Here is a 25,047-nt window from a genome sequence, read left to right as displayed (position 1 = left end):
GCCCTGAGTGCCCAGGACCGCCGTCACCGTGCCCGCCCCGACCGTGCGGCCGCCCTCGCGGATCGCGAAGCCGAGGCCCGTCTCCAGCGGCACGTCGCGACCCAGCAGGACCGTCATGGTGACGGTGTCGCCGGGCCGGGCGACGGTGTGCTCGCCGAGGTCGACGTCACCGACCACATCCGCGGTGCGGATGTAGAACTGCGGTCGGTAGCCGGTCGCCACCGCCGTGCGCCGGCCGCCCTCGGCTGCCGACAACAGGTGTACCTCCGCGGTGAAGCGCCGGCGCGGCGCGATGCTGCCTGGCGCGGCCACGACGTCGCCGCGGCGGACGGCGTCGCGTTGGACGCCGCGCAGCAGCAGCGCGACACTGTCGCCCGCCTCGGCGGACTCCATCGGCTTGCCGAACGTCTCCAGGCCGGTGACGACCGAGGCGATCCCGCTGCCCGGCACCTCCACCCGGTCGCCGGCCCGTACCGTGCCCCGCTCGATGGCGCCGGTGACGACGGTGCCGCGCCCGGTGATGGTCAGCACGTTCTCCACCGGCAGCAGGAACGGCCCGTCGGTGTAGCGCATCGGCAGCGGCACATAGGTGTCGACGGCGTCGAGCAGCGCCTCGATCGCGTGCGTCCACCGCTCGTCGCCCGCCAGCGCGAGCAGTCCGGAGACCCGTACGACGGGCGTGCTCTCACCCGGGTAGCCCTGCGCCGAGAGCAGTTCCCTGACCTCCAGTTCGACCAGGTCGGTGAGCTCGGGGTCGCCCGCGTCGGCCTTGTTGAGTGCGACGACGATGTACTTGACGCCCACCCGGCGGGCGAGCAGCACGTGTTCGGCCGTCTGCGGCATGACGCCGTCGAGCGCGGAGACGACGAGGATCGCGCCGTCGAGCTGCGCCGCGCCGGTGATCATGTTCTTGATGAAGTCGGCGTGGCCCGGCATGTCGACGTGCGCGTAGTGCCGGGTGTCGGTCTCGTACTCGACGTGCGCGATGTTGATCGTGATACCGCGCGCGGCCTCCTCCGGAGCCCGGTCGATGCGGTCGAAGGGGACGTACGAGCCCGAACCGCGGGCGCTGAGCACCTTGGTGATCGCGGCGGTAAGGGTGGTCTTGCCGTGGTCGACGTGGCCCATGGTGCCGATGTTGAGGTGCGGCTTGGTGCGCACGTATGCCTGCTTGGACATGGCTGCTTCCTCGGAAGTGTCGCGAAGGTGGGACCCCTGGGTCTGGCCGACCCTCCCCTTGTGGGGTCGCCGGACGATCCGGGAAGGGTCAGCTTCGGGCGCCGCCGATGGGCGCTGCGGCAGCGACTGCCGAGGATTCGACGGCAGCCTTCGACGCGTCCGCGACTGCGGACGGGGGCGAGGGGAAGGCGTGCCGGAACATGTGTGAATGATCGTGGCCGGGCGCTCGCGAGTCCAACGATTTAGCGCGCGGCCCAGCCGCCGCGACGCCCCGCCACCGCCTAGCCGCAGGGCCGGAAGACCGCTCGGGTCACCGCCTGCGGGGAGCCGCTGGTCCGCGTACGGCGTTACGGCGATCACACACGTGAGTCGGCTACTCTCCCGGAATGCCCGACCTTGCCATCCGGCCCGCTGGACTCACCGTGCGGTGCGCCAGGGCGCTGCTGTCCCCGTGGTCACGGCTCGTCCTCCTCATCACCCTGCTCGCGGGCGCCGCGACGGCTGTTGTGCTGTTCGAGCCGCAGCGGCTGCTCGCCGACGGCTGGCCGCCCCAGGTGTCGGGCGGCGCGGCCGTGGTGCTCTTCGCCGTGGCGTACGGACTGTGCACCGCCGCGCTGCTGCCCCGGCCGTTGCTGAACCTCGCGGCGGGCGCGCTGTTCGGCTCGCAGGTCGGGCTCCCGGCTGCCATCGCGGGCACGGTGCTCGGCGCGGGCATCGCCTTCGGCCTCGGACGGCTGCTCGGCCAGCAGGCGCTGCGGCCCCTGCTGCGGGCCCGCTGGCTGGCTGCGGTGGACCGTCAGCTCAGCCGGCACGGATTCCGCTCGATGCTGGCCGTACGGCTCTTCCCCGGCGTGCCGTTCGCCGCCGCCAACTACTGCGCCGCCGTCTCGCGCATGGGCTGGCTGCCGTTTCTGCTGGCCACCGCACTGGGAAGCATCCCGAACACGGCCGCGTACGTCATCGCGGGCAGCCGGGCGGCGGCGCCGACCTCCCCGGCCTTTCTGATCGCCATGGCCTTCATCGCGATCACCGGTCTGGGCGGCCTGATCGTCGCCTGGCGCAAGCGCGGGCGGCTGCGGCCGGACACCTCGCGGGACGGCTGAACCTTGCCCGTACCCAGCTCTCGCCCGGCCCCCGCACGGTGCCCGCCGGTCCGGGATGCGGGTCCGGGATGCGGGTCCGGGTGATCGCGGCGATGCTGAGAGTGTCAGGCGTTCCCAAAGGAGGACAGACATGTCCATGCTCGACAAACTCAAAGGCATGCTCAAGGGGCACGAGGACCAGACCGGCCAGGGTGTCGACAAGGCCGGCGACTTCGTCGACAAGAAGACCCAGGGCAAGCACAGCGGTCAGGTCGACTCGGCCCAGCAGAAGCTCAACGAGCAGCTGGGCGACCGCCGCCCGCCGCCCGACGAGCGGTAGCGCCCCGCCGGCCATGCCCACTGCCTCCTAGCTGGGTCGCCGCCACGACGCCCGCGAGCCGAGCCCGCCGCAGGCGTTCGGCGGACCGGCGCGCGCCGGCGGTCACGGGCGAGTGCTCCGTACTCCGGATCGACGGGAGTCATGACCAAGGGAGTTCAGGGAACACATGGGGGTGGGAGACTCCCGGGCGCCCCGGAGGTGCGACAGCGATGGCTCTGCTGCGATCACGACGTACGACGACCCCGCCCGCTCCCCCGGAAGCTCCGTCCCCCCAACGGGGGTCCGAGCGCGGTGCCGGCCGCCGGCCCGGCGCGTCCTGGTGGATCAAGCTGCCGGCCGCACTCGTCGTCCTGATCCTCGCCGTCGTCCTCGCGGGGCGGCTGGACCTGCTGCCAAAGCTGCAGAACCCCTTCGGCACCGAGACCGAGGACCGGACCGGGCCGACGCTGCTCCAGTCCATCAAGGACATGAGCCGCTACCAGGCGGCCACCGGGAACTTCCAGGTCGTCGTGGACCTGGACAAGGACGCCAAGTTCCTGCCGGACGCGGTGCGCGGCAGCCGTACGCTCTTCGTCGGCGCGGGCGAGGTCGGCGCGTACGTGGACCTCGGCGGTCTCGGCAAGCGCTCGGTCAGCATGAGCGACGACCGCAGGAGCGCCACCGTCAGGCTCCCGCACGCCGAACTCGGCAAGCCCGCCCTGGACTCGGACCGCTCCTACGCCGTCACCGAGGAACGCGGCCTGCTGGACCGCCTCGGGGACGTCTTCTCCGACAATCCGGGCGACGAACGCGAGGTCCACAAGGTGGCCGTCCAGCACATCGGCGAAGCCGCGAAGAAGAGCGACCTGCCGGCCAGGGCGGAGAAGAACACCCGGAGCATGCTGGAGAACCTGCTCAAGTCCTTGGGATTCGACCGGATCACGATCGACTTCCCGAAGAGCCGCTGACCGCCGCCGGTAAGCGGACCGGAGGGCCTCCCGCGTACTGCCAAGAAGCCCTCCGACCGCCGCCGATCCCCCGATCAGTGGTGCGTGACGGTCCCCGCCGTCAGCTTTCCGCAGTTCGAGCCGGTGACGCTGACGCTGACGTTCTGGATGGTCCCGCCCCAGTCCACGCAGGCGCCCTTGGCGGCGAGGTAGACCGGACCCGCGTACGAGCGGTATTCGCCCTCGTCGAAGACGGCGTCGCCGCTGCCGTCGGTCCGGCCGAGGTAAGTGAAGATGTAGACCGGCGAACCGGTGGTGTTGCGGACGGTCACCACGCAGTTCTTGCCGCTCGTGCGGTTGTAGGTGAGGTACACCGTGCCCTTGCCGGTGATCGCCGCGGAGTTGACCACGCTGTACCCCCTGCCGCACGCCCCGTTGTAGGCAGCGGCGGCACCCGCCGGAGCGGCTGACGCGGTGGTCGCGGTCGCCATGGTGGCGATACCCGCCACCGCCATAACCGCGGCCCCTGCCATCGCACTTGAACGCTTCATACCCGTTCTCCCCCTTGCGTTGTGGTTTCATCGGGTAAGACACGGGCCGGCCGTGGATGGTTGTACGCGGACGCGGACGCCGGCGGGTCAGCGGAGCTTTTCGAAGAACTCGCGGATGTCGGCCGCGTGCGCGTCGGGGACCTCCATCGCGACGAAGTGCCCGCCCGGGTTCTCCTCGGGCCAGTGGGTGATGGTGCTGTGGCGCTCCGCCAGCCGCCGGATCGCGGGCGGCCCTCGGTAGACGCCGGTCGGCGCCTTCGTCTGCCCCTGCGGCCAGGCGAACTCGGTGCTCTCGTACATGATCCAGGAGGAGGAGCCGGACGTCCCGGTCAGCCAGTACACGGTCGCGTTGGTCAGGAGCAGGTCCCGGTCGATGGCCTCTTCGGCCAGGTCGACCGTGACGGCGAATTCCCGGAACTTCTCCATGAGCCAGGCCAGTTGGGCGGTCGGGGAGTCGTGCCAGCCGTAGCAGAACGTCTGCGGCGCGGCGCGCAGCAGCTTGTGGTGGTCGACGCCGCCGCCGCGCCACCGCTGCAACTGCTCGTACTGCTCGAATTCCCCGGGCGTCAGTTCCGGGACGTCCCGCTCGGTGGGGAAGCCGATCCCGCCGTTGATGTGAACGCCGACGACATGCTCGGGGGCCGCCTCCGCGACCGCCGGGGCGATGTACGCGCCGAGGTCGCCGCCCTGGGCGCCGTAGCGCTCGTACCCGAGACGGCTCATCAGCTCCGCCCACATCCGCGCCACCCGGGTGACGCTCCAGCCGGTCCCGCGGGGCGCTGCGGAGAACCCGAAGCCGGGCACCGACGGCACGACGACGTGGAACGCCTGAGCCGGGTCGCCGCCGTGCGCGCGGGGGTCGGTGAGGGGGCCGATGAGGTCGGTGAACTCCACGAAGGAGTTCGGCCAGCCGTGGGTGAGGATGAGCGGCAGCGCGTCGGGCTCGGGCGAGCGGACGTGCAGGAAGTGGACGTCGTGACCGTCGATCTCGGTCATGAACTGGGGGAACTCGTTCAGCCGCGCCTCGTGCCGGCGCCAGTCGTAGTCGTTGCCCCAGTAAGCGGTCAGGTCCTGGAGGTAGTCGACGGGGACGCCCCTGCTCCAGCCTTCGCCGGGCAGTTGCCGGGGCCAACGGGTGCGGGCCAGTCGTTCGCGCAGGTCGGCCAGGTCGGCCGGGGGGATGTCGATGCGGAAGGGACGGACCTCGGCGTTCATGGCTCTCCTGAGGGGGTGTTCTACGGTGACGTAATCCGATCGTAGAGGCCATATAGGTCAGTTCCTGTCCTCAATGGAGGGGGAATCACGGCGCGGCGACGGCCCGGCTCCGACGGTCGCCCCGAGAGAGCAGAAGGGCAGGTCGAGCGCAGATCGAGAGCAGGGCCAGAGCATGCCTGCGGCTTTTCGGGCGAGTCCCCGGTGACGGCTGATCGTGCGGCGTCGTTGGTCGGGTGACCGATCCCGTTGCACATCACTCACTGGAGCTGACATGCGCCGCACTCTCGCCGCCGCCCTGGCGGTCACCGCCCTCGCCCTCAGCGCGGGGCACGCCGCCGCCGATGCGGGCGATCTCTCCGCGCCGGTCACCGCCCAGGACCTCGCCGCCGGGGAACTGAGGCCCGACACGGGGCGGACCCTCGGCTACGTCGAAGGGGCGGGCGACCAACTCGGCCTCTGAGACATCGAGGGCCCGGCCGGCCACCGGGCCGCCACCGGCCGACGAGCGGGGCTGCTCAAGACCAGGCCCGCCGGCCCCGACGAGGGGCGGATCGGCGACCCGTCAGCTTCCCGCGTTCAGCAGGGCCGCGTCGGCGGTGCCGTCGATGACCTGACGCGCGATCTCGGTGAGGCGGACCTGGTGGCGGCGGGCGTGCCGGCGCAAGAGCTGGAACGCCTCCTCGGCGTCGATCCGGCGGCGGCAGCACAGCACGCCCTTGGCCTGCTCGATGATGATGCGGCTGTCCAGGGCCTGTTGCAGCTGGGCGACCAAGGTCATCTGATCGCGGACCGCGCGCTGCTGGAGGATGCCGATGGCAGCGGTGTCGGCCAGCGCCTGGGCGAGCCGCACCTGGGTCGCCTCCAGCGGACCGGGGCGGTCACGGAAGAGCGCGAGGGCGCCCAGCGTCTGGCCGTGTCCGCGCAGCGGGGCGGCGACCACCGAGCTGAAGCCCAAGTCCCGCGCTCGGGTCGCGAAACGCGGCCAACGGCGGTGCGCGTCCTGCGCGCCGAGCCGCACTTCGGCGACCGGCGCGCCGGTGCGACAGCAGTCGCGGCAGGGGCCCTCGTCCCACTCCACACCGGACAACTCCAGCTTGCGGGTGCGGTCGTCCGAGGCGGCCGCCTCCACGATGTGCCCGTGCGGGGCGCCCAGCAGCACGCCGGCGGCCGTCACGTCGAGGAGTTCGACGCAGTGCTCGGTGAGCGTGTACAGAAAGCCGATGACGTCGAAGTCGCCCACCAAGGTGTCGGCGAGCTCGACCAAAGCTGCGGCCAACCGTTCCTCGCGCGGCAGTTCAGGCATGACAGGCGTCCTCCCCATAAGCGACGGGCGGCCCCCGGGCCCGCCCTCCCCCGCCTCCGGCACGCGAGACTCTCGTCGCCGTGTCCGGGGCGTGTTCATGGTCCCACCTGCGGGCATCTCCCGGCGGGCGACTCGGCCGATCCCGGCGGTGCGGCCCTCGAATCCCGGGTTCGACGGGTCCGCTGTGGTATAGAGGCGTCGGGGTGGCGGGCGGTGGCTGGGAGCCTCTCTCCGGGGCCGCCGGACTGGGCCCACCGGATGCCGGCGTCAGGGCCGCGCTCACAGCAGAGGGCATCGACGGACACCCTCGCGGGCACTCGGCTCGCCCGCCCCGACGCGAGTGACGATACTCCGGATGACTCGCCGCGGACCCGGCGCTCACCTGACCTTCTCCGGCGACCGGGACAGCGACCGGGACAGCGACGGGGACGGCGATGGCCCACGGCGCCCAGGCCCAGGACAGCGGCGGCCCAGCCGTCACTCCGCCCCGGCACCGACCGTGACAGCTGGGGCTTCAGGAAGTCCGTTCACCCGGGGGCGCTAGGCTGCGTTCCGCCGCGAATGATCACTTTCGGCTCACACTCGAACAAGCCCGAACAAGGGAGCAAGCGGCTGACGACGCGCCAGGTACGTCGGCGACGGGGCGGCGCGAGGCCGCTCGCAGCCCCTTCCGTACGACCGCGCACGCACTTCGCACAGAAACCCGGCAAGCCCGCCCGACCTTCGTTTCCGCCGGTCAGGCCATGATCATTATTTGGATGGCACCAGCCTCATGTCTTGGTTCGAATCATTCATCCTCGGACTCGTCCAGGGGCTGACGGAGTTCCTTCCCATCTCCTCCAGTGCCCACCTACGCCTCACCGCCGCTTTCGCCGGCTGGCACGACCCGGGGGCGGCCTTCACCGCGATCACCCAGATCGGCACCGAGGCCGCCGTGCTGATCTACTTCCGCAAGGACATCGCGCGGATCATCTCGGCCTGGAGCCGGTCCCTGTTCAACAAGGACATGCGCGGCGACCACGACGCCCGGATGGGCTGGCTGGTCATCATCGGCTCCATCCCGATCGGTGTGCTCGGGGTGACCTTCAAGGACCAGATCGAAGGCCCGTTCCGCGACCTGCGACTCATCGCCACCACGCTCATCGTGATGGGCATCGTGCTGGGCATCGCCGACCGGATGGCCGCCCGCGACGAGACCGGCGGCAAGCACCGCGCCATCAAGGAGCGCAAGAACCTCACGGACCTCAGCACCAAGGACGGCCTGATCTTCGGCCTCTGCCAGGCGATGGCCCTGATCCCCGGTGTCTCCCGCTCCGGCGCGACCATCAGCGGCGGCCTGCTGCTCGGCTACACCCGCGAGTCCGCGGCCCGCTACTCGTTCCTGCTCGCGATCCCGGCCGTGCTGGCCTCCGGCGTCTTCGAGCTGAAGGACGCGAGCGAGAGCGGCCATGTGTCCTGGCCGCCGACGATCTTCGCCACGATCATCGCTTTTGTGGTGGGATATGCCGTTATCGCATGGTTTATGAAGTTCATCACCACCAAGAGCTTCATGCCGTTCGTGATCTACCGGATCCTGCTCGGCATCGTGCTGTTCGCGCTCGTCGCGACCGGCCACCTCAGCCCGCACGCGGGCGAGTCGGCGGGCTGACCGACGCCTGACCTGGTGTTTTGTGGGCCGTATGGCTGCTTGCGCTGGGGGCCGTGCGCTCAGGATGGGCCGGAGCCGACCTTCGTTGACCAAGGTCGCCTCCGGCCCATTCCCCGCTCACCCAAGCCTCGCGGGTCGTGCCAGTTAGCTCGCTAGCTAGTCTCACTTAGTCCTGAGCGTCCTGGCTTAGACATGATCATCTCCCATTCGTCTCCCACGCCCACCCCCTGAGGTCGGAGCGGGAGCCACGTGGACAGACGCAGACCAGGCCCGGATCGCGGTGTTCACCTTGGGGGGTGGGACTGCGGTCCGGGCCTGGCTTTCTGCTCAACGAGTGCGGGCTGCACTGATGTTGCAGAAACGGTTCACTCGTTCGAGTGAAATTGACGCGCTACCGTCAATAACTGGAGACCGCCCACCCTCGACTACTGGGGTGCTGCCGATGATGGACGGCCGATCAGGGGGTTGATGCCGAGAACTCTCTTTGCACCTTCAACCATTTTCGCATTCGCTGGAGGCGATTCACAGCCTCCAGCCTCGGCTGGATATATCCAGCAGACCGCCAGATTTCTAGCCTGAACCCTCACGAAGCATGATCATCGAGGGGTCGGGATGGCGGAGGCGCGACACCGTCGCATCGCAGCCGACCTCACCCGCCGCATCCACGCCGGCCACTGGCAGCCCGGCCAGCAGATCCCCTCCCGCGTCGACCTCGCCGCCGAATACCACGTCCATGAACAGACGATCCGCCTCGCCGTCACCCTGCTCCGCCGCCGCGGACTCCTCGAAGGAGAACCGCGGCAGCGCCTGTACGTAGCGCATCCTCCAGCCATGCGCGCGCTCACCGACCCGGACGCCGACTGGCCCCACACCTCCGAGACGACCGACACCCGCCCCCGGCGCGCCACCCCCGAACTGGCCGCCCGGCTCGGCGTGAAACCCGGCGCGGTGCTGCAGCACGAGTCGCTGGAGTGCCTGGACCCCGGCGGCCGGTCGGCGATGCTCGTCTCGTCGTGGTGGCGCGGCCGGCGCGTCAGGCACGTCAGGCGCCTCGTGGAGGTGGGGGTGATGGAGCTCGACGTGTCCCAGGCTCATTCGCTGGGGCTGACCGTCGGGGTGCTGGCGTACCGGGTGGTGCGGACCCGTCTGGACAGGGAGGGCGGGGTGCTGGAGACGGCTGATCTGGTCCTCCCGATGGACCGGTGGGTGCTGAGGTTCGATCTCGGTGAGTCTGATGCGCCGCGCTGTGTGACTGGTTGAATCTGAAAGTGTGTCACGGAACCGGTGTATGCGTCAGGCATATGCCTGGACTTCGTATACGGCCCCCGCGGTCACGGCACCTCGCGCGAGCGTGACCCACAGCAGGACGGCCAGCGTCGCAGCGTGCACGAGGCCACAGCCGTCACGCACGCCGCGCCCGCTCGGCGTCGAGCCCACGCTGGATGCTGTCTATCAACTCAACGTCCGAGGGCGGCATGGGGTACAGGTCCTGATGTCGGCTGCACGCGGCGACCGCACCGCCCGGGCCGTTGGCCGTCTCGACGGTGGAGATGAGCCGGACGTTCGTCGTCGTCGTGCCGCAGTGGGTGCAGCTCAGCATGGCCCGACCTCCGCGCGGTAGGTGTCGGTGAGTTCGGCGAGGCGGGCCGGGTCGACGAGGGCGCCGGAGCCGTCCGGGGGCTGCATCCAGTGGACGGCCTGCCCGCTGATGCGGCTTGGTGTGGGGACTGCGATGTAGCAGCTGTCGCCGAGACATGCAGTGCCGGCCACGGTCCATGTAGTGGCCGTCCCGAGGGGTACCAGGTAGTAGTAGGAGCCGTGGTCTTGGATGACGGGGCCGTCGATGCCTGCTTGGAGGATGCGGGTGGCGAGTTGGCCGTCGATGCGGACGGCGTCCCAGATCCTGCCGACGGGGAGGAGCGCGACGCCGGCGTTGGCGAACCAGGTGCGGGCGTGTTCTCGGTCGGGGTCGGCTTTGGCGAGCCAGGTGCGGGCGGCTTCGGTGGTGGGCATGACGCGATCCCCTCATTGTGATCAGTGAGGGGATCGTGTCGTATCGCAAGGGGGCGTTTACCCACAGTTTGTGGGGATGATTTTTCGCCTTACGGCTTGACGTTCCGTCACATCCCTGCCCAGCGTGCGAATCCGGCGACGGAGTCGTCCTGGCCTCGGTCGAGGCGGACGAGTGTCGCTGCGGTGGCTCGCAGGGTGGGGTGGGAGCGGGCGTGGTTGGGGCTGATGCGGCGGGCTTCGGCGAGCTCGTGGTGCGCGCCGTGTCGGTCGCCCTCGATGAGGCGGGCTGCGGCGACGTCGATGTGGTGGTGGGAGGTGCGTTCGGCTGCGATGCCGTCGGGGAGTTCCCACTCGTCGCGGTCCTGCTCCTGGCCCCACTCGCGGAGTCGGGCGAGGGCTTGCTCGGTGTCGCCGGAGTCGATGAGCGCGGCGACCTGGTGGATACGGACGTTGGTCGGCCCGAACGACATCTCGTAGTGGGTGGTGTCGCCGCGCAGGAACGCCGCCGCGGTACGGGCCTCAGCCAGGCGGTGCTCGGCGCGGGCGGGCTGTCCGTCGCGGGCTTCCAGGATGGCGAGTTTCAGGAGGATCGCGCCCTGGACGGCCATCTGCTCCTCGTTGAGCGACGCCTCCGGGGCGAGGCGATCCACCTCGTCAGAGAGCCCTTCAAGGACTCGGCGGGCGGAAGCGTAGGCACCCATGCGGACCATCGCGCCGGCCTTGAGGTACGCGCTGGTGACCTGCATGAGGGAGTCGCCCGAGCGGTCCGCTGCCCAGCGGACTCGCTCGATCGCGGTGAGGCTCAGGTCGTGGTAGCCGAGCTTGTGGGCGAGGGAGTTCGTGGCGCGGTAGCCGCGGGAAAGCCACCAGAACGCTTGCTGCTGCTCCCGTCCCCGACTGTCGAGGGCGACGTGCGTCAGCTCGGTGAGCAGGCCGGGGAGGAGCGGGCCCATGGGGACGTAGCGGCCGTCCTGCCGCATCTGGGTGACGTGGTCCATTTCGGCGGCGAGGACGGGGAGGGGGCGGGGGTTGGTGAGGAGGTCGTCGGGGTTGTCGTAGGTGAGGAGTATCCGCCGCAGCTCGGGGATGACGGCTTGGACCTGCTCCTCGGACTCGGTGCCGTTCATGTAGGGCTGGCCGGTGAGGCGATCTGGGCCGATCTTGAGGGTGCGGGCGATTTGCGCGATGAGGCCGGGCGTGGGGTTGCGGTCACCGGCTTCGATCTTTTCGAGGAGGCTGACGCTGATCGCCAGTTTGCCCGCTAGCTGGCGGACGGATAGCTGCCTGACCTTGCGGTACTCGCGGATTCGCATGCCGACGTGGTGCGTGCTGCTCATGCTGCCCCCAGCTGTGGCGGTTCGGAGGGCCAGCGTATGACCGCCGGCCCGAATCGGGACAGCGGCGCAGGCGAACGGTATGTAACTGGCGGCTTGCATCTGCCGCTTGTCACCGCCCGCAGATACCATGTGACGCATGCCCCCTGTCCTCCCGCGTCTTGCTGCGGGTCCGTCTGCCGCTGAGGTGAACGTGCAGATCCGGGCGTTCGTCCGGTCGCGGCGTGGGCTGGCGTGGTCGGCGGAGGACCGTGCGGAGTACGCGCGTCTGCTGGCGGCGTGGTCGGCTGCCGCGGCCCTGTGCCCGGCCTGCTCGACGGCGTGAAGTAGGGCCGGGAGCCGGATTCGAACCGGCACCATCACGGACACTCGACCCGATGTGTGCGTCTACCTGTCTGCGCCATCCCGGCACCGCCAGTGTCCCACCCGGAGCTGACAGCGGGCAGATCCACAACGCCGGGCGTTGTGGATCTGCTTGTGCCTCTGGAGCAGCAGCTAGCGCATAACGTCCTATGGGTTATGCGCTAGGGGCGCCGAACCCGTCCCATGGGGACCCGTACTGCTCCGCCATCTGAAGCATCGCGGCCGGAGGGCGGTCCCGGTACGCAGCAAACGACGGGGCGTCGGAGAACGCCTCGGCCGTGTTGCAGTTGGTGCACAACAGCCCTCGGATCAGGCCCGACCTGTGGCAGTGGTCGACCAGCAGTCGGCCGCGGATCGCGCTGCACATGGCACACGCGCCCGCCTGCCACAGCCGGAGAGCCGCCGCGGCGGACAGATGAGGCGGAACTCTTCCGCTCGGCGCTTCCCATGCGTGGCATGAGGGGGTGCCTTGCCGGTCGAGCACCTCTGCCTCTGCGAACGTGGGCCGCCTGGTCGTTGTCGAGCCCAGCCAGTCGCGCTCCGCATCGCGCTGGCGGCTCACCTCCGTCATGGCCCACTCAAGGCTGGCGCGCTGCTCCTCGGGAGTTGTGTGCTCCGAGCAGGGCCCGCCTCGTCGCATGCAGGGCTTGCCATTGGCCTTGGGGCGATCGCAGCGGGGGATGTCGTCGTGGTGGGTGGTCACAGGCCGATGTCCTCGGATGCGGCGTCGGTCCACTTGTCGGCTTCGCGGATGTATCCCCAGAAGGCGGGGCTGTTCTCGGCGTGGCCGGACTGGGCGCGGATCTTCTCTTCGCGCTTGCCTGCGACGCGTGAGGTGGTGATGAACCCGGCCCGCATGCTGTGGCCCGTCAGGCGCACCGCGATTCCGGCGCGTTCGGCGTTCCGGGCGATGATCTCGCGGACGGCTTCGGCGGACAGGTGTCGGTCGCCGATGTTGCCCCAGACGTCGATGGCGCGGAAGGCGGCCCCGGCGGTGATGCCGCCGGCTGCCTTCCAGGTGGACCAGGCGCGGACGGGGCAGGTGTCGGGGTTCTTGCCGTACATGACGACGACCTCGCGGGCGGGCCTTCCTTTGACACCGGGGACGCGGATCTTGAGGCCCTTGCTGTGGAGGGTGATGCCGTCGACGCGGAGGGCGGCGACTTCGGCGGAGCGTCCTGCGATGCCGAAGGCCATGAGCCAGAGGGCGCGGTCGCGGAGTCCGGTGAGTCCTTCGGGTACGGCGGCGCTCATCTGCTGGAGTTGTTGGGGTGTTGCGGCTGCGGCTTGTCCGCGTCCGCGAGCGATGCGGTCTTCGTCGGCTTTGAGCGGTTTGAGGGCTTGGCGGGCTGCGACGGTTGCTTCCTTGGGGACTTCGACGCCGTGTTCGCGGCGGGCGGTGACGGTGACCCCGGTGATCCTGCGGTCGATCGATGTTGGCGCGGCGAGCTTGATCGTGTCGAGCCAGACGACGAAGCCCACGAGAGTGCCTTTGGTGACATCGGTCAGGGCGAGCGGGTGCCCGGTTCGTTCGGCGAGCCACTGGTGGAACTCTTCCCACAGCTTCCAGTCGTTGGCGTAGCCGCGCTTCGTGTTGTGGGGGCGGATGGCGTCGAGGTGCTTCTCGGCTGCCTCTTCCATGGCGGCCAGGACGGCGAGCGTCGCCGGGTCGTAGGCGGCGGGGGCGGCGTCCGACTGACGAGGGACGAGGGCGTCGGTCACTGGGCCTCCTGCCACACAACCTCGTCGATGCCGCCATGGCCGACTGCGACTCTGACGATCCCAGGGTTGATCCACATGACAGTCTTCATAGGCACGTCGAACATCTTGAGCTGGAACCCGGCCTGCTCGGCGGCAGTCTCCAGTTCCTGAGCGGGCCGGTAGTCACCAGCGATCGTGCGGAAGGCACTGGCCCACGACGGATTGTCCGGTCGCCAGTCTTCCGGTCGCTTACTCAGCTTCCGCTCGATCATTTCGGCGAGTGCGACGCGGAAGTCGTCGATCTGCTCGGGCGTCTTCGGCTTGCGGCTGACAGCAGTCGCAGCGTTCGCGAAGTCCGACTGCTCTTGGGCTCCGATCCCGTGGACGGGTGGCTGTGCAAGTTGGAGCGCCCACCAGTCGGCGGCAGCAACAGCTTCGGGACGGGGGGGCGTTCGCTCGCTGTCGAGGCCGCTCCAGTAGCGGTCGATCTCGAAGCTGAGGCATTCGCAGGCCAAGCCGTAGGAGTCGCGTCCGGAGCACACGTCGTCGTGCTCCGAACGCACATGCGCACAGGTACAAACAAGCGGGAGGTTCTGAGGAACGCGCGGTCCGTAGTGCTTACTCATCGTCGCCCCTCCCAGCGGGCCGGGCGGTGCCGTTCTTGGTCGTCCACCGCGCAGGCATGGATGCCTGCCGCGCGCTGGCGCTCGAACATGGCGGCAATCCAAACATGATCAGGTGCGTGAAGCGCGAGGTCGGCCCAGCCTTCAGGGCTCAGCCGCATCGGATCCTTGCGGTCGCCGCAGTCGCAGGGGCAGTCCGGAGAGGGATCGAGGAGGACGTCTACACCCGCGCACTTGTGGTGCCAGTGCCGGGAGCACGCCTCGCAGGCGTTCGCGGGGATGAAGAAGAAGGTGATCCACCCGGGTAGATCATCTTTGCTTGAGGGGAGCGAGGCGCCGTTGCTTGCACGGCGCGTACCCACTCTTTGGCGCTTGGAGCGCCGACCGGACAGTTCGTCATGCGGGTTGTCAGCCATAGCTAATTGTACCGTTTTTGCGCCCGCGATATCGCATGTTATCAAGGGTGGGCCGTTCCCTGAGTGAGCTTCACGTCGGGCATGGCCTTGACTGTAAGTCTTGACTTCGCCTCTTGGCTTGCTACCTTGAGTTCATGATGACAACCGAGAAGCAAGCAGCGACCCCGGCCGACGAGTTGGCCGTGCAGGTACTCAGTAACGAGGGTGCCATGTGCGGAGTCTGCGGCGATGAGCCCGGCGACCACAACTGCCCCGACTGTGAGCGGTGCCGCCGTGACTACGTTGCCGCGCTGCGCGCCGCCGGATGGGCCCCTCGCACCGACACTCTCGCCGAGGCGATCGAGGCCGCGCGTGGCGAGTACCTGACGGACGCCCCCGGTACCCCAGAGGCGTACAACGAGGCCGTCGCCGGCGCTGTCGCCGCAATCGGCGTACTACTGCTGGAACGTTCGAAGTGACCGACCGTCTCATCCCCACCGGTACCTGCTGGTGTGGCTGCGGCAAGGAGGTCGGCATCGGCCGGTTCTTCGCCCAGGGCCACGACAAGGTCGCCGAAGCCGCCCTCATGGCCGTCCGCTACGGCGCGTCCGTCCCCCGCCTCCTCCACGACCACGACTTCGGCCCCGCCAACTCCGTCACCGCAGCCGCCGTCGAATCGGGTGCGTGGGAGAAGTGTTCCGACTGCGACTACGTCGGAGCACCCGCCAGCATCCGCAACCATCAGAAGAAGACCGGGCACTGAGCCCTCCCCCACCCCACCGTTCCCGCGAGTGGGTCCGCCGCACCACCGAGCAGTGAGGAGCATGGCCATGGCCGTCAGGGCGGGTCAGATCTACATCGCCTGCAACCCACGCCAGCCCACCCACCTGCGTGTCGACCGGATCTACGAGGGCCGCGCCCTGGTCACCGACCCGAGCAGCCTTCACGCGCGGTACCGGCTGCGCTGGATCAAACTGTCGTCCCTGCACGAGACGGGGCAAACCCGCAACGGGATCCCCCGGCGAACCGGCTACCGGCTGCACAGTCAGCCCCCGCAGCTCGGACAGATCCTCTGCCTGCGCTGCTGCCGGTACGTCGACCGCGAGCAGCTCCACGAGACCCGCCTCGGCGTCACCGAACCCACCTGCAAGCCCTGCGCGGATGACATCGCAGCCCTCGTCGCCACCTGGACCACGAGCAACGACGAGGAGATCGGCTACCGGGACGACGTCCGGGACGTGCTCACCGCACAGGGCTGGACCGAGAACTCTGAAGGCGCTCTGATCAAGAACGGAGCACTCTGGACCGAGGCCAACGACTGCCTCGACTCCGGCGTCGTCGGGCCCGGCCAGGACTACAGCGTCGCCTTCGACAGCGGCGTCCCCGCGCGCGTCATCACGGCCGCCTGCGAAGCCGCCGCAACCGAACAGGCAGGAGCATGACCATGAGCATCCCGAAGACGATCTACTACGGCATCTGGGACCCGGTGAAGGAAGAGGACGGACCCGCCAACGGCCGCGCCTGGATGGAATGGTGGCCCTCCATGCGCGCCGCCCACACATCGATGCGCGGGCGCATCTACAGGGGAGGCATCGACTATGGCCCCGGTCACGGGATGAGGACGTCCCGCCAGTACGCCTTGTTGGTCAGCGATGTGACGGACCCGGTGGACAGGGCCATGTAGCCGCCGCGGTAGAGCGAGTTGGTCACGGTGAGGACCACGTTGGGGGTCACGTCGGTGCGGCGGAGGATGACTTGTGTCGGCGTCACTGTGGTCTCGAAGGTCATCGTCGCGCCGGCGACGGGCGTGGCGCTGGCGATGGTGCCGAGCTGGGTGCCTGCGGTGACGCCGGTGGTGTGCGTGTAGATCTGGAGGTCGCCGTTGCCGCGGATCGCGATGTGGTAGCCGCCGGTGGGGTTGGCCGTGGCGAATTTGTAGATGTCGTCGGCTGTCTTGCAGAGCGCGATGCCGGAGTGCTCGGTGGATCCGGGCAGCGCTCCGAATTTCATCGACCAGTAGATCGTGTACGTCGTGGCCGTCACTGGCCCCAGCGAGGCGAGGTCGGCCGATGCGTTGGGGGTGACGTTCAGGTACGCCCAGCCCGTCCCGTCGTACTGGAGGGCTGTGGCGGCGTCGTAGTTGACGGTGCCCATGTCGCCGGGGCTGCGGACCTGTGTGGCGAATGCGTCGCGGGTGAGCAGCGGCGTGGTGCGGCGGACGTGGACGAGCTCGGAGCACATCATGCCGCGGACGCCGAGGCTGGAGAGGTGGTCTCGCTCGGAGCGGCGGTGGACTTCCCAGCAGATGACGGGCTTGCCGCGCGCGATGACGGCAGAGATCCGCGCGTCCGACATGGTGTGCGGCACGCCCCACATGTCGATGTTGGCGGCCACCGCGTCCATCTGCGCGTCCGTCGTCCCCGCATCTACATAACCCCAGGTCTGGAAGCCGTTGGCTTTGGCCCAGGCGAACGTGTTGCCGGTGTAGTACGCCTTCCAGACGACGCTGCGCGGGGCCTCCGGGTAGGAGGCGAGGAGCATGGCCTGGACGATCGGGACGGCCGAATTGCCCTTGGCCTCAAGGAAGATCGTGACCTTGCCGAGGTATTTGTCGAGGACTTCCCGCAGGGTGCACAGGGGCGGGTCTTCCCACCCTGCGCCGAGCAGGGGCTTCGCTGAGGCGCGGACCTTCTGACGCAGCGCCGAGTACGTCCAGTCCGCGACGGTGACGACGCCGGTGGTGATGTTCGTCGTCCGGGTCAGCGTCCCGTCGTGGATGCAGACCGGGACGCCGTCGGCGGTCGCCTGGACGCTGACTTCGATCGCCTTCGCCCCGGCGGCGACGGCCGCGTCGTAGGCGGGCATCGTGTGCTCCGGTCCCAGCTCGGCACCGGAGCCCCGGTGTGCGATGTAGAACGGGGTCGCCGCGATCAGGTCGGCGACGGTCGCCACGTAGCCGGGGGCGGGGAGTCCCTGGGCGCCGGTTGGCCCGGTTGCTCCTGTGGGGCCAGTTGCTCCGGTCGGGCCAGTGGTTCCCGTTGGTCCTGTCGCTCCCGTTGATCCTGCCGGGCCTGCTGCTCCGGTGGGGCCGGTGCTCCCCGTCGCGCCGGTTGTGCCCTGTGGTCCGGTTGCTCCGATGGGTCCTTGGGGGCCTTGGGCTCCGGCCGTACCTGTCGGGCCCGCTGCCCCAGCGGGGCCTGCGATGCCTGGGGGTCCTGCGGCTCCGGTTTCGCCGACGGCTCCGGCCGTCCCGGTCGTTCCTTGCGGTCCGGCGGTGCCGGTGTCGCCCTTGATTCCGGGGGCTCCGGCAGCGCCCGCCGTCCCGTCCGCTCCGGCTGGCCCCCGTAGGGACACTAGCCACTGGGCTTCGGTGCCGCCGTAGCCCTCCTGGACTGCGAGGTGGTAGGCGGATGCGCCGGCTTCGCCCTGGGCGCCCGCCTGTCCTGCGACCCCTGGTGTGCCTTGGATGCCTGGCGCGCCGGGGGGTCCGGCCATGCCGGGGATGACGACGTAGTCGTCGGGGAGCGTCTCGTAGATGGGGAGGCTGGCGAGGGTGACGGTGCCGGCCGCAGCGGGGACGCTGATGTTGAAACTGCGGGGTGGCTGGCCGGAGATGTCTTCGTCGACGCGCCACAGGAACGGTTCGTCGGCGGCGTCGTTGGCCACCAACTGCTTGGCGAACGCGCCGAATTCGTCCAGGGTGACGTTTTCGCTGCCGACGAGGACGACGCCGAGGCTGCTCGATGCGAGGACGGCGGGGATCGGTGTGAACCGCAGCGTGCCTTCCCGTTCGGTCCCGTCGGGTGAGAGGGGCGGGTACTCACCGACGAGGGTGAATGTGGGGATCCCGGCGGGCAGCGGCATGTCAGGCTCCCGAGTCGTGCTGGGCGGGCGGTTCGTCCGGCGCTGCGTCGCGGACTCGTTGGGCGGTGATGACCATGCGGGTGCACTGGATCATGACGACGCCGACGGCGAGGAGGAGCGCTGTGCGGATGAAGCGGAGGATCGTCGCTGGCAGGCCGTCGAGGCCCCATGCGGTGATGAGGACGGTGTAGAGGCAGAGCATGCCGATGGACGCCGCGAAGGTCATTAGGTACCAGCCGATGACCGTGGACCGCCACGGTGCCCGCAGGTGGTACGTGATCATGAATGTGGCGGTGCACACGACGACGACACCCGACACGAACGCGTTGGCCAACTCGGCAGACGTCATCGCCCTCTCCCCTCCAGCAACGTTTGGAACAATTCCGCGAAATGGTTTCGCTCGCGGGCCACCCTGATCTGCTGGGCGGCAGCGGTGACCTCGGGGCCCCGCAACTCGGCGGCCACCTGGGCAGCCTCGGCGCGGACGAGCGCGGACGACGCGGCCTGCTGACCCGGCGACCTGCCGCGTGGGGGGCGGACGTGCTTACGGAGCAGGCGCTTGATCCAGATCGGCATCGGGCGTCACCTCCTCCCGGGTGGGGCCGGGGCGGGGCAGGGACGTGAGGACGTGGCCAGCGGTTTTCGACAGCTCCAGTAGCTCGGAGACTTGCTCCCGTTCGAGCCGGCGGGCTGCTTCCGACGCGGTGTGGGCGTCGCGCCACGTGTCGCGTTCGGCTCGGAGGTCGTCGTAAGTACGCCGGGGTAGGAGGCGGCCACTGAGGACCCAGACGACGGCGAGGGCGAGCAGCGCGGCAGAACCGCCCTGGACGATGTTGATGCCCATCAGCTCAGTCACGGGCCGCCTCCGGATGACTCTCGGTCTCGATCAGGCGTCCGTCGGAGCCGGAGTCTTGGCGCTGGGGATGGGTTCGGGCGTCACCTGACCGCGGGTGAGGAAGACGAGCATCGCTACGACCAGGGCGTTGAGGGAGCCCACGGTCTCGGGCGCGACGTCGAAGTGGAACGCGGCGAGGAGTGCGACGACGACGGTGACGAGGCCGGTGAAGGCGCTCGGGGCGATCGGCCGGGTGATCGCGGCGGTGAGGGCGGCGAACACGGCACCGATGACGGCGACGAGCGCGCCCGCCTGCTCGGAGGACAGGCCGACGTTGAACGTGACGATGAGGCTGAGTGCGGCGCTGGCGACGCCGAGGAAGATGGCAGGCTCGCGGCCGAAGATTCTCAGGCGCATGACGGGTTCCGTTTCTGTGGCGGGAAGCTTGCAGGTCGTGTGGGGTTCGGGGCGGTCAGACGTTGGGGATGCGGAGCTTGTCCCAAGTGGTTTTGCCGGGCGGCCATTTGGCTGCGGTGCCGGTGTGGCCGCACTTGCGCTGCCACGCCTCGTAGCTGGCGACGTCTGCTGTGCCGAGGGTGGGGCCGGGGCCGACGTGGTACTTTCCGCAGCCCACGGAGACGAGGCGTCGACCCATCGCGGTGAAGATCTTCGAGGACTTGCCGAGGGCGGGCTTGCTGCCGTTCATGAAGAACGTCGCGCCGGGGAACGGCTCACAGGCCGGCGTCGGCGTGGGGGTTCCGCCGGGGCGGGGTGCGCCCTGCTGGACCCAGGCGTAGAGGGGTCCGCCGGGGCATGCGGTGGCGTAGCCATCGCGGTGGCCTTTGATCTCGTTTCCTGCGCCGTTGTTGCGGAGGAGGTCGATGCCGTCGCGGATGGCGTTGAGCATCGCGTCGGTGGGGTCGGTGAGGCCGCTGCTGCCGACGAGTCCGACGATCGCGTAGTGGGCGCGGTTGAGGTCTTGGTTGCCGTTGGCTCCGGTGCGCTTGCCGATGCCGCGTCCTTCGAGGAGGTAGCCGTGGGGGCAGGCGCCGTAGTTGTAGGCGATGTCTGAGTAGCCCTCGGCGGTGTTGGCGAGGTGCGATTTGCGGATGGCTTTCCACTCGGCGAGGCACGCGCCGTGGTCTGTGAGGAGTTTCGTGGAGACGGGGCTGCCTTCGTAGTGGACTTTGACGCCGCGTGTGGTCTTCTGCAGCGGCGCGGCTGAGGCGGGCCAGCCGAGTGTGGTTCTGGTGACGAGCTTTTTGGCCATGCGGGTCTCCCTACCGAGGGTCTACCTACGAATCGTAGCTTTAACCCCAGCCGTTACCTACGAATCACAGGTAACGGGTAGTCTCGGCGGTGGGTCCTCTTCACGGTCCGACCCGCGGCGGGCCCTGCCGTGCGGGTCTGGGCCCGCCGACCAACCCGCACACCCGCACCGGAGACCCGCATGAGCAACCTCGTAGATCACGCCCGCCAGCCGAACGGCGCTCAGCCGGAGCAGCCGCCCGCCTTGTCCCTGGTGGATCAACTACGGGCGGACAACGCGGACTTGCGCGCGATAGTCGAGCGGGCGCGGTGGGCCCTCGGCACCGACCAGCCACAGGACACCACCCACGCGCGGCTCCAGGCCGACCGGGGCCGGCTCCACGTCGCGCTCGGCGAAGTCCTCGACCAGTTCCGCACCGAGACGCACCCCGGCCAGAAGCGCGTCCAGAGCGGGCACGTCGACGCCGCCACCCTCAACCACTGGCGCGACATCCTCAACGGGGAGCAGCCGTGAAGAAGATCCCGACCGTATTCGTCCGTGACTTCGACGGCCGTCCCGCCATCGTCACCCGTGCTGTGACGCCCGGCTGTGAATGGGTCCTCGCTGGGGAGGGCGTCGCGACCCGGAAGTATGACGGTGTGTGCGTGATGCTCGACGCGGCTGGGGAGTGGTGGGCCCGCCGTGAGGTCAAGCCCGGCAAGATGCCGCCGCCGAACTACAGGGTCGTCAGCACCGATGGGGAGACGGGCAGGACCGTCGGGTGGGAGCCCATCGGGCAGTCGTCCTTCGCGAAGTTCCACGCCGAGGCCCTCGTCAACTGTGGCGGCGTTGAAGGCGCGGGGACCTTCGAGCTGCTCGGCCCGAAGATCAACCGCGATCCGGACGACTACCGGTGCCACATCCTCATGCCGCACGGATGGTCCCAACTGTCCGTCCGGGAGGACTTCGCGACCGCGCCCCGCGACTACGACGGGCTCCGCGAATGGCTCCAGGCCCGCCCCTACGAGGGCGTCGTCTGGCATCACCCCGACGGCCGGATGGCGAAGCTCAAGGTGAAGGACTTTCCGCACCGGGACGCCGCGTGATCAACCTCGCCGACTACAGGGTCACCGCCGACGAGCCATCCTCAGATGCGCCCATTGTCGCCCTCACCTGCGAGATCTGCGGGGAACACGGCGCTCCATCTGATGTCCGATGGTGGGAAAACGGGTACAGCCCATCCATCGCCGACCTCATCGCAGAAGCCGAGCAGCACGAGAAGCAGGGACACAAGCCATGAGCGGCATCGACTATGACCTTGAGTTCATCGAGTACCGGCACGGCTGGCGGAAGAAGCGCTACACGATCGAGCTGATCAGCATCGCGCTCGTCGCCGACGACGGCCGCGAGTACTACGCCGTCAACCGCGACATGCCCGTGCGGCGCATCCGCAAGCACCGCTGGCTGATGGACAACGTCGTTCCGTCACTGCCGAAGGGGCACGGCGACGCCCTGATACACATGCCGAAGCGCTGGCTGTTCCACTACGCAGACCCCAACGTGAAGCGTCGGCAGCGGATCGCCGACGAAGTCCGCGACTTCATCCTCGCCACCGACAGCCCCGAACTGTGGGCGAACTACGGGGCCTACGACCACGTCCGGCTCTGCTGGCTCTGGGGACTGATGGCCGACCTCCCCGAGGGCGTGCCGATGTACACCAACGACATCCAGCAGGAACGCGCCCGCCTCGGCCTCGCCTGGGACGCTCTGCCCGCACAGATGGACGGCGAGCACAACGCGTTGGCCGACGCCCGCCACAACCAATTCGTGCGCCGCTGGCTCGCCGAACGGGACGGGAGCACGCCCGGATGAGCACGACAGCAGACACATCACCACCAGCGACGTGCCCGAAGCGCTACGCGGCCCGCACTGGAAGCCGTAACCCGACCACAGGAGCCCGCGCCCATGGCTGTACCGATCGAAGCAGCGCGCCCGGAACCCGGCGGATCATGGACGGTCGACTTCGCCGACGGCGACACCCAAACAATCCGCGCCGACTGGATCGAACCCGTCGGCGCCTGGGTCGAGTTCCGCACCACCAGCGAAGGCCTCGTAGCGCTCGCCCGCACCGACGCCACCGACTGCATCACCTACACGCCGCCCGCAAGCTAGACCACCAGGAGCCCGCGCCATGGCCCGCTACTTGATCAGTTACCTCGACGGCGAGTCGGAGACCGTGACCGCCGCCAACCTCGAACCCTCCGGCAGCCAGTACATCGCCTGGGTCGGAGATGGCTCCGCAGCCGCGTACATCCCGGCCGTCAACGTCCGCAGCATCGTCCGTCAAGACGACGGGCAGGTGGACGACTGATGGACCGCTACCGCAAGAAGCCCGTCGAGATCGAAGCCGTGCAGTGGGACGGCACCGCCGACGGCGCCACCCGCATCATCGACTGGATACTCGGCCACGGGGCGAGCGCGAGCTACACCTGCTCGAACCCCGACCGCTGCGCAGAGAACGACGGCGACACACCGCACTCCATCAGCATCCGCACACTCGAAGGAACCATGCGGGCCGACCTCGACGACTGGATCCTCCGAGGCGTACAGAACGAGTTCTACCCCTGCAAACCTGACATCTTTGCCGTCACCTACGAGCCGGTGACCGGCTGATGGCCCGCCTGCAGATCCTCGAACTCCCCGAAGGCACCGAAGACGACCGGCCGCCATTCGTGCTCGTCGTCGACCAGTGCGAGCCGCGCCGCTACATCACCGGCCTCGACCAGCCCGAGCCAGTCAATGAGTTCGACGGCATCGCCGAAAGGATCGGCGCCCGAGGGGTCATCGTCACCCCCGAGACCGTCGACATCCCCGCCAACGAGACCTTCGTGCAGACGGAACCGCTGCTGCGCGCCGGAGAGTTCCCGAACAGCGACGAGGCGCAGCGGACGGCCAAGGAGCGGGACGAACTGCACGCGGAACTCGGCCTCGCCTCCGGACAGCTGCACAGCGCGGCGCTAGCCGCCATCCGAGGCAAGCACGCCAACATCCGCGAGCTCATCAAGCGGGCCGAGCAGACGGAAGCCGACCGCGACGAAGCCCGCACGTGGGCGCGTCACGGATACGAGACCGGGCAACCGGTCGGACCCGACGGGCAGCCGCTCTTCCAGGCGCAGATCGATCACAGCATCGAGGAAGCCACGGCAGACCTGGTGAGCGCGATCAACCGCGCCGACGAGCGCACCGACATCGCCCGCCTGCGCGCCGAACTGGACCGGCTCCGTGGCGAATCCACCAAGCCCGATGCCTGACGTGACGGTAAAGCTGTCCGACGGCGTCCGTGAGATCAGCGTCGAGATCAACGGCAGCAGCGACGACCCCCTCGGCCGTGCCGAAGAGGCGGCCGTCCGGCTGTACGCAGTCGCCGTCGCCAGCGGCCCAGCTGACAGGCGCGCCGGATTCGCGGGCTGGTCCCCCAGTAGCAGCACCGAACGCAGCCCCGAGGAGTAGAGAATGACCATCGCAGTCGACTTCGACGGCGTCATCCACGCCTACAGCAAGGGCTGGCAGGACGGCACCATCTACGACGAGCCGATCCCCGGCGCGCAGGATGCCCTCCACGAACTGCTGCGCCGGGACGCCGTGTTCATCCACACCAGCCGCGACCCGCAGAAGGTGGCTCTGTGGATTGTCGAGAAGCTCGGGATCACCGCCACCTGGGAGCTGGAAGGCGCACGGCCGCACGAGTTCTGGAACGACCGCGCCCGACTCCTCGTCACCAACCGGAAGCTGCCCGCCACCGTCTACATCGACGACCGAGGGCTGCGCTTCGAATCCTGGGAGCAGACCCTCACTGCGCTATCGGAGACCACCTCGTGAGCAGCAGCTACCACGTCCTTTGCCTGTCCCACGACCCCTCCATCATCGCGAGTGAGTACGGCCACCGTCCCGAGCCCGCCCTGGAAGCGATCACGGCAGGCATCGACGGGCACACCGGATGCGACCTCGTCGTCGGCCGCTACTCGTACCCACTCGTCGAGGTCGGCTGTCCGGCCACCCGCGATCAGCCCGCCAAGCTCCGATGCTGTCACGGCGGCCCGCAGTGGATTGACCGGGACTGGCTGCGCCTGCTCGCCGCCGGATACCAGACCACCGACCCACTCGTTGACGCGGCGGTGAAGAAGGTGTCTGGCCTGTGTTGGCCGTGGGAGAGGCTCCGGCGACTGCGCTTCGAGCTCGAAGTCGAGCTGCGGGAGCCGTCGTGACCGGCCGGGTACGGCGTTTCGTCATCCTTCTGGTCAAGACTGTAGGCGCCTGTGCGATGGTCCCTTTTTTCAACGACCGGAATCCGCAGGTGACGGCCTGCGTGCTCGCCGCCTGGTGCTGCTTCCTCGTCGCCATCTGGACGGCTAGGCGACCATGACGC

General features: G+C 69.1%; 37 protein-coding genes and 1 pseudogene. 20 read left to right on the top strand and 18 right to left on the bottom strand.

Annotated elements, in window-relative coordinates; translation table 11 throughout:
* On the bottom strand, positions 1 to 1,179 hold a 1,179-nt coding region (gene tuf / locus QMK28_RS07405; protein ID WP_326436208.1), incomplete at its 3' end, for an elongation factor Tu.
* Positions 1,180 to 1,565: 386 nt separating this feature from the next.
* Here tuf and QMK28_RS07400 point away from each other — a divergent pair.
* The 3 genes from QMK28_RS07400 (at position 1,566) to QMK28_RS07390 (ending at position 3,548) form a co-directional block, all read left to right on the top strand.
* Positions 1,566 to 2,282 (top strand): TVP38/TMEM64 family protein, encoded by a 717-nt coding sequence (locus tag QMK28_RS07400; protein WP_326436207.1) that lies wholly within the window; start codon positions 1,566 to 1,568, stop codon positions 2,280 to 2,282.
* A 130-nt stretch (positions 2,283 to 2,412) separates the two neighbouring features.
* Complete coding sequence (locus tag QMK28_RS07395; protein ID WP_326436206.1) at positions 2,413 to 2,601, top strand: antitoxin; 189 nt, start codon at positions 2,413 to 2,415, stop codon at positions 2,599 to 2,601.
* Between the two features lie 209 nt (positions 2,602 to 2,810).
* A complete protein-coding gene (locus QMK28_RS07390) occupies positions 2,811 to 3,548 on the top strand; it encodes a DUF4230 domain-containing protein (RefSeq protein ID WP_443050567.1) in 738 nt (245 codons plus the stop codon).
* 74 nt (positions 3,549 to 3,622) lie between these two features.
* Here the strand turns inward: QMK28_RS07390 and QMK28_RS07385 are convergent, their stop codons facing one another.
* Positions 3,623 to 4,078 carry a spore-associated protein A gene (locus QMK28_RS07385; protein WP_326436205.1) on the bottom strand — a complete coding sequence of 152 codons (456 nt, stop codon included), beginning with the start codon at positions 4,076 to 4,078 and terminating at the stop codon, positions 3,623 to 3,625.
* 87 nt (positions 4,079 to 4,165) lie between these two features.
* Entirely contained in the window at positions 4,166 to 5,293 is a 1,128-nt protein-coding gene (locus QMK28_RS07380) for an epoxide hydrolase family protein (protein ID WP_326436204.1), read from the bottom strand.
* Between the two features lie 271 nt (positions 5,294 to 5,564).
* On the opposite strand from QMK28_RS07380, the gene QMK28_RS07375 reads away from it, so the two are divergent.
* Positions 5,565 to 5,753 carry a hypothetical protein gene (locus QMK28_RS07375; RefSeq protein ID WP_326436203.1) on the top strand — a complete coding sequence of 63 codons (189 nt, stop codon included), beginning with the start codon at positions 5,565 to 5,567 and terminating at the stop codon, positions 5,751 to 5,753.
* 102 nt (positions 5,754 to 5,855) lie between these two features.
* Here QMK28_RS07375 and QMK28_RS07370 read toward each other — a convergent pair whose 3' ends face one another.
* Positions 5,856 to 6,596 carry a GAF and ANTAR domain-containing protein gene (locus QMK28_RS07370; protein ID WP_326436202.1) on the bottom strand — a complete coding sequence of 247 codons (741 nt, stop codon included), beginning with the start codon at positions 6,594 to 6,596 and terminating at the stop codon, positions 5,856 to 5,858.
* Positions 6,597 to 7,368: 772 nt separating this feature from the next.
* On the opposite strand from QMK28_RS07370, the gene QMK28_RS07365 reads away from it, so the two are divergent.
* Both QMK28_RS07365 and QMK28_RS07360 read left to right on the top strand, forming a co-directional pair.
* Positions 7,369 to 8,244: an undecaprenyl-diphosphate phosphatase gene (locus QMK28_RS07365; protein WP_326436201.1), complete on the top strand. Its 876-nt coding sequence runs from the start codon at positions 7,369 to 7,371 to the stop codon at positions 8,242 to 8,244.
* Between the two features lie 612 nt (positions 8,245 to 8,856).
* Positions 8,857 to 9,504, top strand: coding sequence for a GntR family transcriptional regulator (locus tag QMK28_RS07360; RefSeq protein ID WP_326436200.1), 648 nt, complete (start codon positions 8,857 to 8,859; stop codon positions 9,502 to 9,504).
* A 142-nt stretch (positions 9,505 to 9,646) separates the two neighbouring features.
* On the opposite strand, the gene QMK28_RS07355 is transcribed toward QMK28_RS07360, so the two are convergent.
* The 8 genes and pseudogenes from QMK28_RS07355 to QMK28_RS07325 form a co-directional block, all read right to left on the bottom strand.
* The gene (locus QMK28_RS07355) at positions 9,647 to 9,844 is read right to left on the bottom strand and encodes a hypothetical protein (RefSeq protein WP_326436199.1); all 198 of its coding nucleotides are present in this window, start codon (positions 9,842 to 9,844) and stop codon (positions 9,647 to 9,649) included.
* Positions 9,838 to 10,257 (bottom strand): bifunctional DNA primase/polymerase, encoded by a 420-nt coding sequence (locus QMK28_RS07350; RefSeq protein ID WP_326436198.1) that lies wholly within the window; start codon positions 10,255 to 10,257, stop codon positions 9,838 to 9,840. The genes QMK28_RS07355 and QMK28_RS07350 overlap by 7 nt, the downstream gene beginning before the upstream one ends.
* 107 nt (positions 10,258 to 10,364) lie before the next feature.
* Positions 10,365 to 11,594 carry a helix-turn-helix domain-containing protein gene (locus QMK28_RS07345; protein ID WP_326436197.1) on the bottom strand — a complete coding sequence of 410 codons (1,230 nt, stop codon included), beginning with the start codon at positions 11,592 to 11,594 and terminating at the stop codon, positions 10,365 to 10,367.
* Positions 11,595 to 11,921: 327 nt separating this feature from the next.
* Positions 11,922 to 12,001, bottom strand: a pseudogene (locus tag QMK28_RS07340).
* Between the two features lie 107 nt (positions 12,002 to 12,108).
* Positions 12,109 to 12,525: an endonuclease domain-containing protein gene (locus tag QMK28_RS34215; RefSeq protein WP_443050570.1), complete on the bottom strand. Its 417-nt coding sequence runs from the start codon at positions 12,523 to 12,525 to the stop codon at positions 12,109 to 12,111.
* Between the two features lie 128 nt (positions 12,526 to 12,653).
* Positions 12,654 to 13,676 carry a tyrosine-type recombinase/integrase gene (locus QMK28_RS07335; protein ID WP_326436196.1) on the bottom strand — a complete coding sequence of 341 codons (1,023 nt, stop codon included), beginning with the start codon at positions 13,674 to 13,676 and terminating at the stop codon, positions 12,654 to 12,656.
* Positions 13,673 to 14,281: a hypothetical protein gene (locus QMK28_RS07330; protein WP_326436195.1), complete on the bottom strand. Its 609-nt coding sequence runs from the start codon at positions 14,279 to 14,281 to the stop codon at positions 13,673 to 13,675. Before QMK28_RS07330 ends, QMK28_RS07335 begins: the two co-directional genes overlap by 4 nt.
* Positions 14,278 to 14,694, bottom strand: a complete 417-nt coding sequence (locus tag QMK28_RS07325; protein WP_326436194.1) for a hypothetical protein — start codon at positions 14,692 to 14,694, stop codon at positions 14,278 to 14,280. Before QMK28_RS07325 ends, QMK28_RS07330 begins: the two co-directional genes overlap by 4 nt.
* Before the next feature lie 134 nt (positions 14,695 to 14,828).
* Here QMK28_RS07325 and QMK28_RS07320 point away from each other — a divergent pair, with 134 nt between their 5' ends.
* The 3 genes from QMK28_RS07320 (at position 14,829) to QMK28_RS07310 (ending at position 16,115) form a co-directional block, all read left to right on the top strand.
* Entirely contained in the window at positions 14,829 to 15,152 is a 324-nt protein-coding gene (locus QMK28_RS07320) for a hypothetical protein (protein ID WP_326436193.1), read from the top strand.
* Complete coding sequence (locus tag QMK28_RS07315; protein ID WP_326436192.1) at positions 15,149 to 15,436, top strand: hypothetical protein; 288 nt, start codon at positions 15,149 to 15,151, stop codon at positions 15,434 to 15,436. Before QMK28_RS07320 ends, QMK28_RS07315 begins: the two co-directional genes overlap by 4 nt.
* A 67-nt stretch (positions 15,437 to 15,503) precedes the next feature.
* Positions 15,504 to 16,115 carry a hypothetical protein gene (locus QMK28_RS07310; protein WP_326436191.1) on the top strand — a complete coding sequence of 204 codons (612 nt, stop codon included), beginning with the start codon at positions 15,504 to 15,506 and terminating at the stop codon, positions 16,113 to 16,115.
* A gap of 166 nt (positions 16,116 to 16,281) precedes the next feature.
* Here the strand turns inward: QMK28_RS07310 and QMK28_RS07305 are convergent, their stop codons facing one another.
* Genes QMK28_RS07305 through QMK28_RS07285 form a run of 6 tightly spaced genes read right to left on the bottom strand, consistent with a single transcriptional unit; the run spans position 16,282 to position 20,642 of the window.
* Positions 16,282 to 18,537, bottom strand: a complete 2,256-nt coding sequence (locus QMK28_RS07305) for a glycerophosphodiester phosphodiesterase family protein (RefSeq protein ID WP_326436190.1) — start codon at positions 18,535 to 18,537, stop codon at positions 16,282 to 16,284.
* 1 nt (position 18,538) lies between these two features.
* Positions 18,539 to 18,886: a putative phage holin gene (locus QMK28_RS07300; protein WP_326436189.1), complete on the bottom strand. Its 348-nt coding sequence runs from the start codon at positions 18,884 to 18,886 to the stop codon at positions 18,539 to 18,541.
* Positions 18,883 to 19,113 carry a DUF7620 family protein gene (locus QMK28_RS34210; RefSeq protein ID WP_443050566.1) on the bottom strand — a complete coding sequence of 77 codons (231 nt, stop codon included), beginning with the start codon at positions 19,111 to 19,113 and terminating at the stop codon, positions 18,883 to 18,885. Before QMK28_RS34210 ends, QMK28_RS07300 begins: the two co-directional genes overlap by 4 nt.
* The gene (locus tag QMK28_RS07295) at positions 19,082 to 19,393 is read right to left on the bottom strand and encodes a hypothetical protein (protein WP_326436188.1); all 312 of its coding nucleotides are present in this window, start codon (positions 19,391 to 19,393) and stop codon (positions 19,082 to 19,084) included. Before QMK28_RS07295 ends, QMK28_RS34210 begins: the two co-directional genes overlap by 32 nt.
* 30 nt (positions 19,394 to 19,423) lie before the next feature.
* The gene (locus QMK28_RS07290) at positions 19,424 to 19,789 is read right to left on the bottom strand and encodes a hypothetical protein (RefSeq protein ID WP_326436187.1); all 366 of its coding nucleotides are present in this window, start codon (positions 19,787 to 19,789) and stop codon (positions 19,424 to 19,426) included.
* A gap of 55 nt (positions 19,790 to 19,844) precedes the next feature.
* The gene (locus QMK28_RS07285; RefSeq protein ID WP_326436186.1) at positions 19,845 to 20,642 is read right to left on the bottom strand and encodes a peptidoglycan-binding protein; all 798 of its coding nucleotides are present in this window, start codon (positions 20,640 to 20,642) and stop codon (positions 19,845 to 19,847) included.
* 180 nt (positions 20,643 to 20,822) lie between these two features.
* Here QMK28_RS07285 and QMK28_RS07280 point away from each other — a divergent pair, with 180 nt between their 5' ends.
* The 11 genes from QMK28_RS07280 (at position 20,823) to QMK28_RS07230 (ending at position 24,886) form a co-directional block, all read left to right on the top strand.
* Positions 20,823 to 21,155: a hypothetical protein gene (locus QMK28_RS07280; protein WP_326436185.1), complete on the top strand. Its 333-nt coding sequence runs from the start codon at positions 20,823 to 20,825 to the stop codon at positions 21,153 to 21,155.
* On the top strand, positions 21,152 to 21,727 hold the full coding sequence (locus QMK28_RS07275) for a hypothetical protein (RefSeq protein WP_326436184.1): 576 nt from the start codon (positions 21,152 to 21,154) through the stop codon (positions 21,725 to 21,727). The genes QMK28_RS07280 and QMK28_RS07275 overlap by 4 nt, the downstream gene beginning before the upstream one ends.
* Positions 21,724 to 21,921: a hypothetical protein gene (locus tag QMK28_RS07270; protein WP_326436183.1), complete on the top strand. Its 198-nt coding sequence runs from the start codon at positions 21,724 to 21,726 to the stop codon at positions 21,919 to 21,921. The genes QMK28_RS07275 and QMK28_RS07270 overlap by 4 nt, the downstream gene beginning before the upstream one ends.
* Positions 21,918 to 22,493 carry a hypothetical protein gene (locus tag QMK28_RS07265; RefSeq protein ID WP_326436182.1) on the top strand — a complete coding sequence of 192 codons (576 nt, stop codon included), beginning with the start codon at positions 21,918 to 21,920 and terminating at the stop codon, positions 22,491 to 22,493. Before QMK28_RS07270 ends, QMK28_RS07265 begins: the two co-directional genes overlap by 4 nt.
* Before the next feature lie 93 nt (positions 22,494 to 22,586).
* Positions 22,587 to 22,793 carry a hypothetical protein gene (locus QMK28_RS07260; protein ID WP_326436181.1) on the top strand — a complete coding sequence of 69 codons (207 nt, stop codon included), beginning with the start codon at positions 22,587 to 22,589 and terminating at the stop codon, positions 22,791 to 22,793.
* Positions 22,794 to 22,812: 19 nt separating this feature from the next.
* Positions 22,813 to 22,992 (top strand): hypothetical protein, encoded by a 180-nt coding sequence (locus tag QMK28_RS07255; protein WP_326436180.1) that lies wholly within the window; start codon positions 22,813 to 22,815, stop codon positions 22,990 to 22,992.
* Complete coding sequence (locus tag QMK28_RS07250) at positions 22,992 to 23,294, top strand: hypothetical protein (RefSeq protein WP_326436179.1); 303 nt, start codon at positions 22,992 to 22,994, stop codon at positions 23,292 to 23,294. Before QMK28_RS07255 ends, QMK28_RS07250 begins: the two co-directional genes overlap by 1 nt.
* Complete coding sequence (locus QMK28_RS07245) at positions 23,294 to 23,932, top strand: hypothetical protein (RefSeq protein WP_326436178.1); 639 nt, start codon at positions 23,294 to 23,296, stop codon at positions 23,930 to 23,932. Before QMK28_RS07250 ends, QMK28_RS07245 begins: the two co-directional genes overlap by 1 nt.
* 1 nt (position 23,933) lies before the next feature.
* Positions 23,934 to 24,131: a hypothetical protein gene (locus QMK28_RS07240; protein WP_326436177.1), complete on the top strand. Its 198-nt coding sequence runs from the start codon at positions 23,934 to 23,936 to the stop codon at positions 24,129 to 24,131.
* Positions 24,132 to 24,134: 3 nt separating this feature from the next.
* Complete coding sequence (locus tag QMK28_RS07235) at positions 24,135 to 24,500, top strand: hypothetical protein (protein ID WP_326436176.1); 366 nt, start codon at positions 24,135 to 24,137, stop codon at positions 24,498 to 24,500.
* Positions 24,497 to 24,886, top strand: coding sequence for a hypothetical protein (locus tag QMK28_RS07230; RefSeq protein WP_326436175.1), 390 nt, complete (start codon positions 24,497 to 24,499; stop codon positions 24,884 to 24,886). Before QMK28_RS07235 ends, QMK28_RS07230 begins: the two co-directional genes overlap by 4 nt.
* Positions 24,887 to 25,047 lie beyond the last annotated feature (161 nt).

Origin of the sequence: Streptomyces sp. H27-D2 (assembly GCF_035828615.1) — a bacterium.
Taxonomy (GTDB): domain Bacteria; phylum Actinomycetota; class Actinomycetes; order Streptomycetales; family Streptomycetaceae; genus Streptomyces.
Note: the sequence above shows the minus strand (reverse complement) of the source record. Positions and strands in the feature narration are given on the sequence as shown.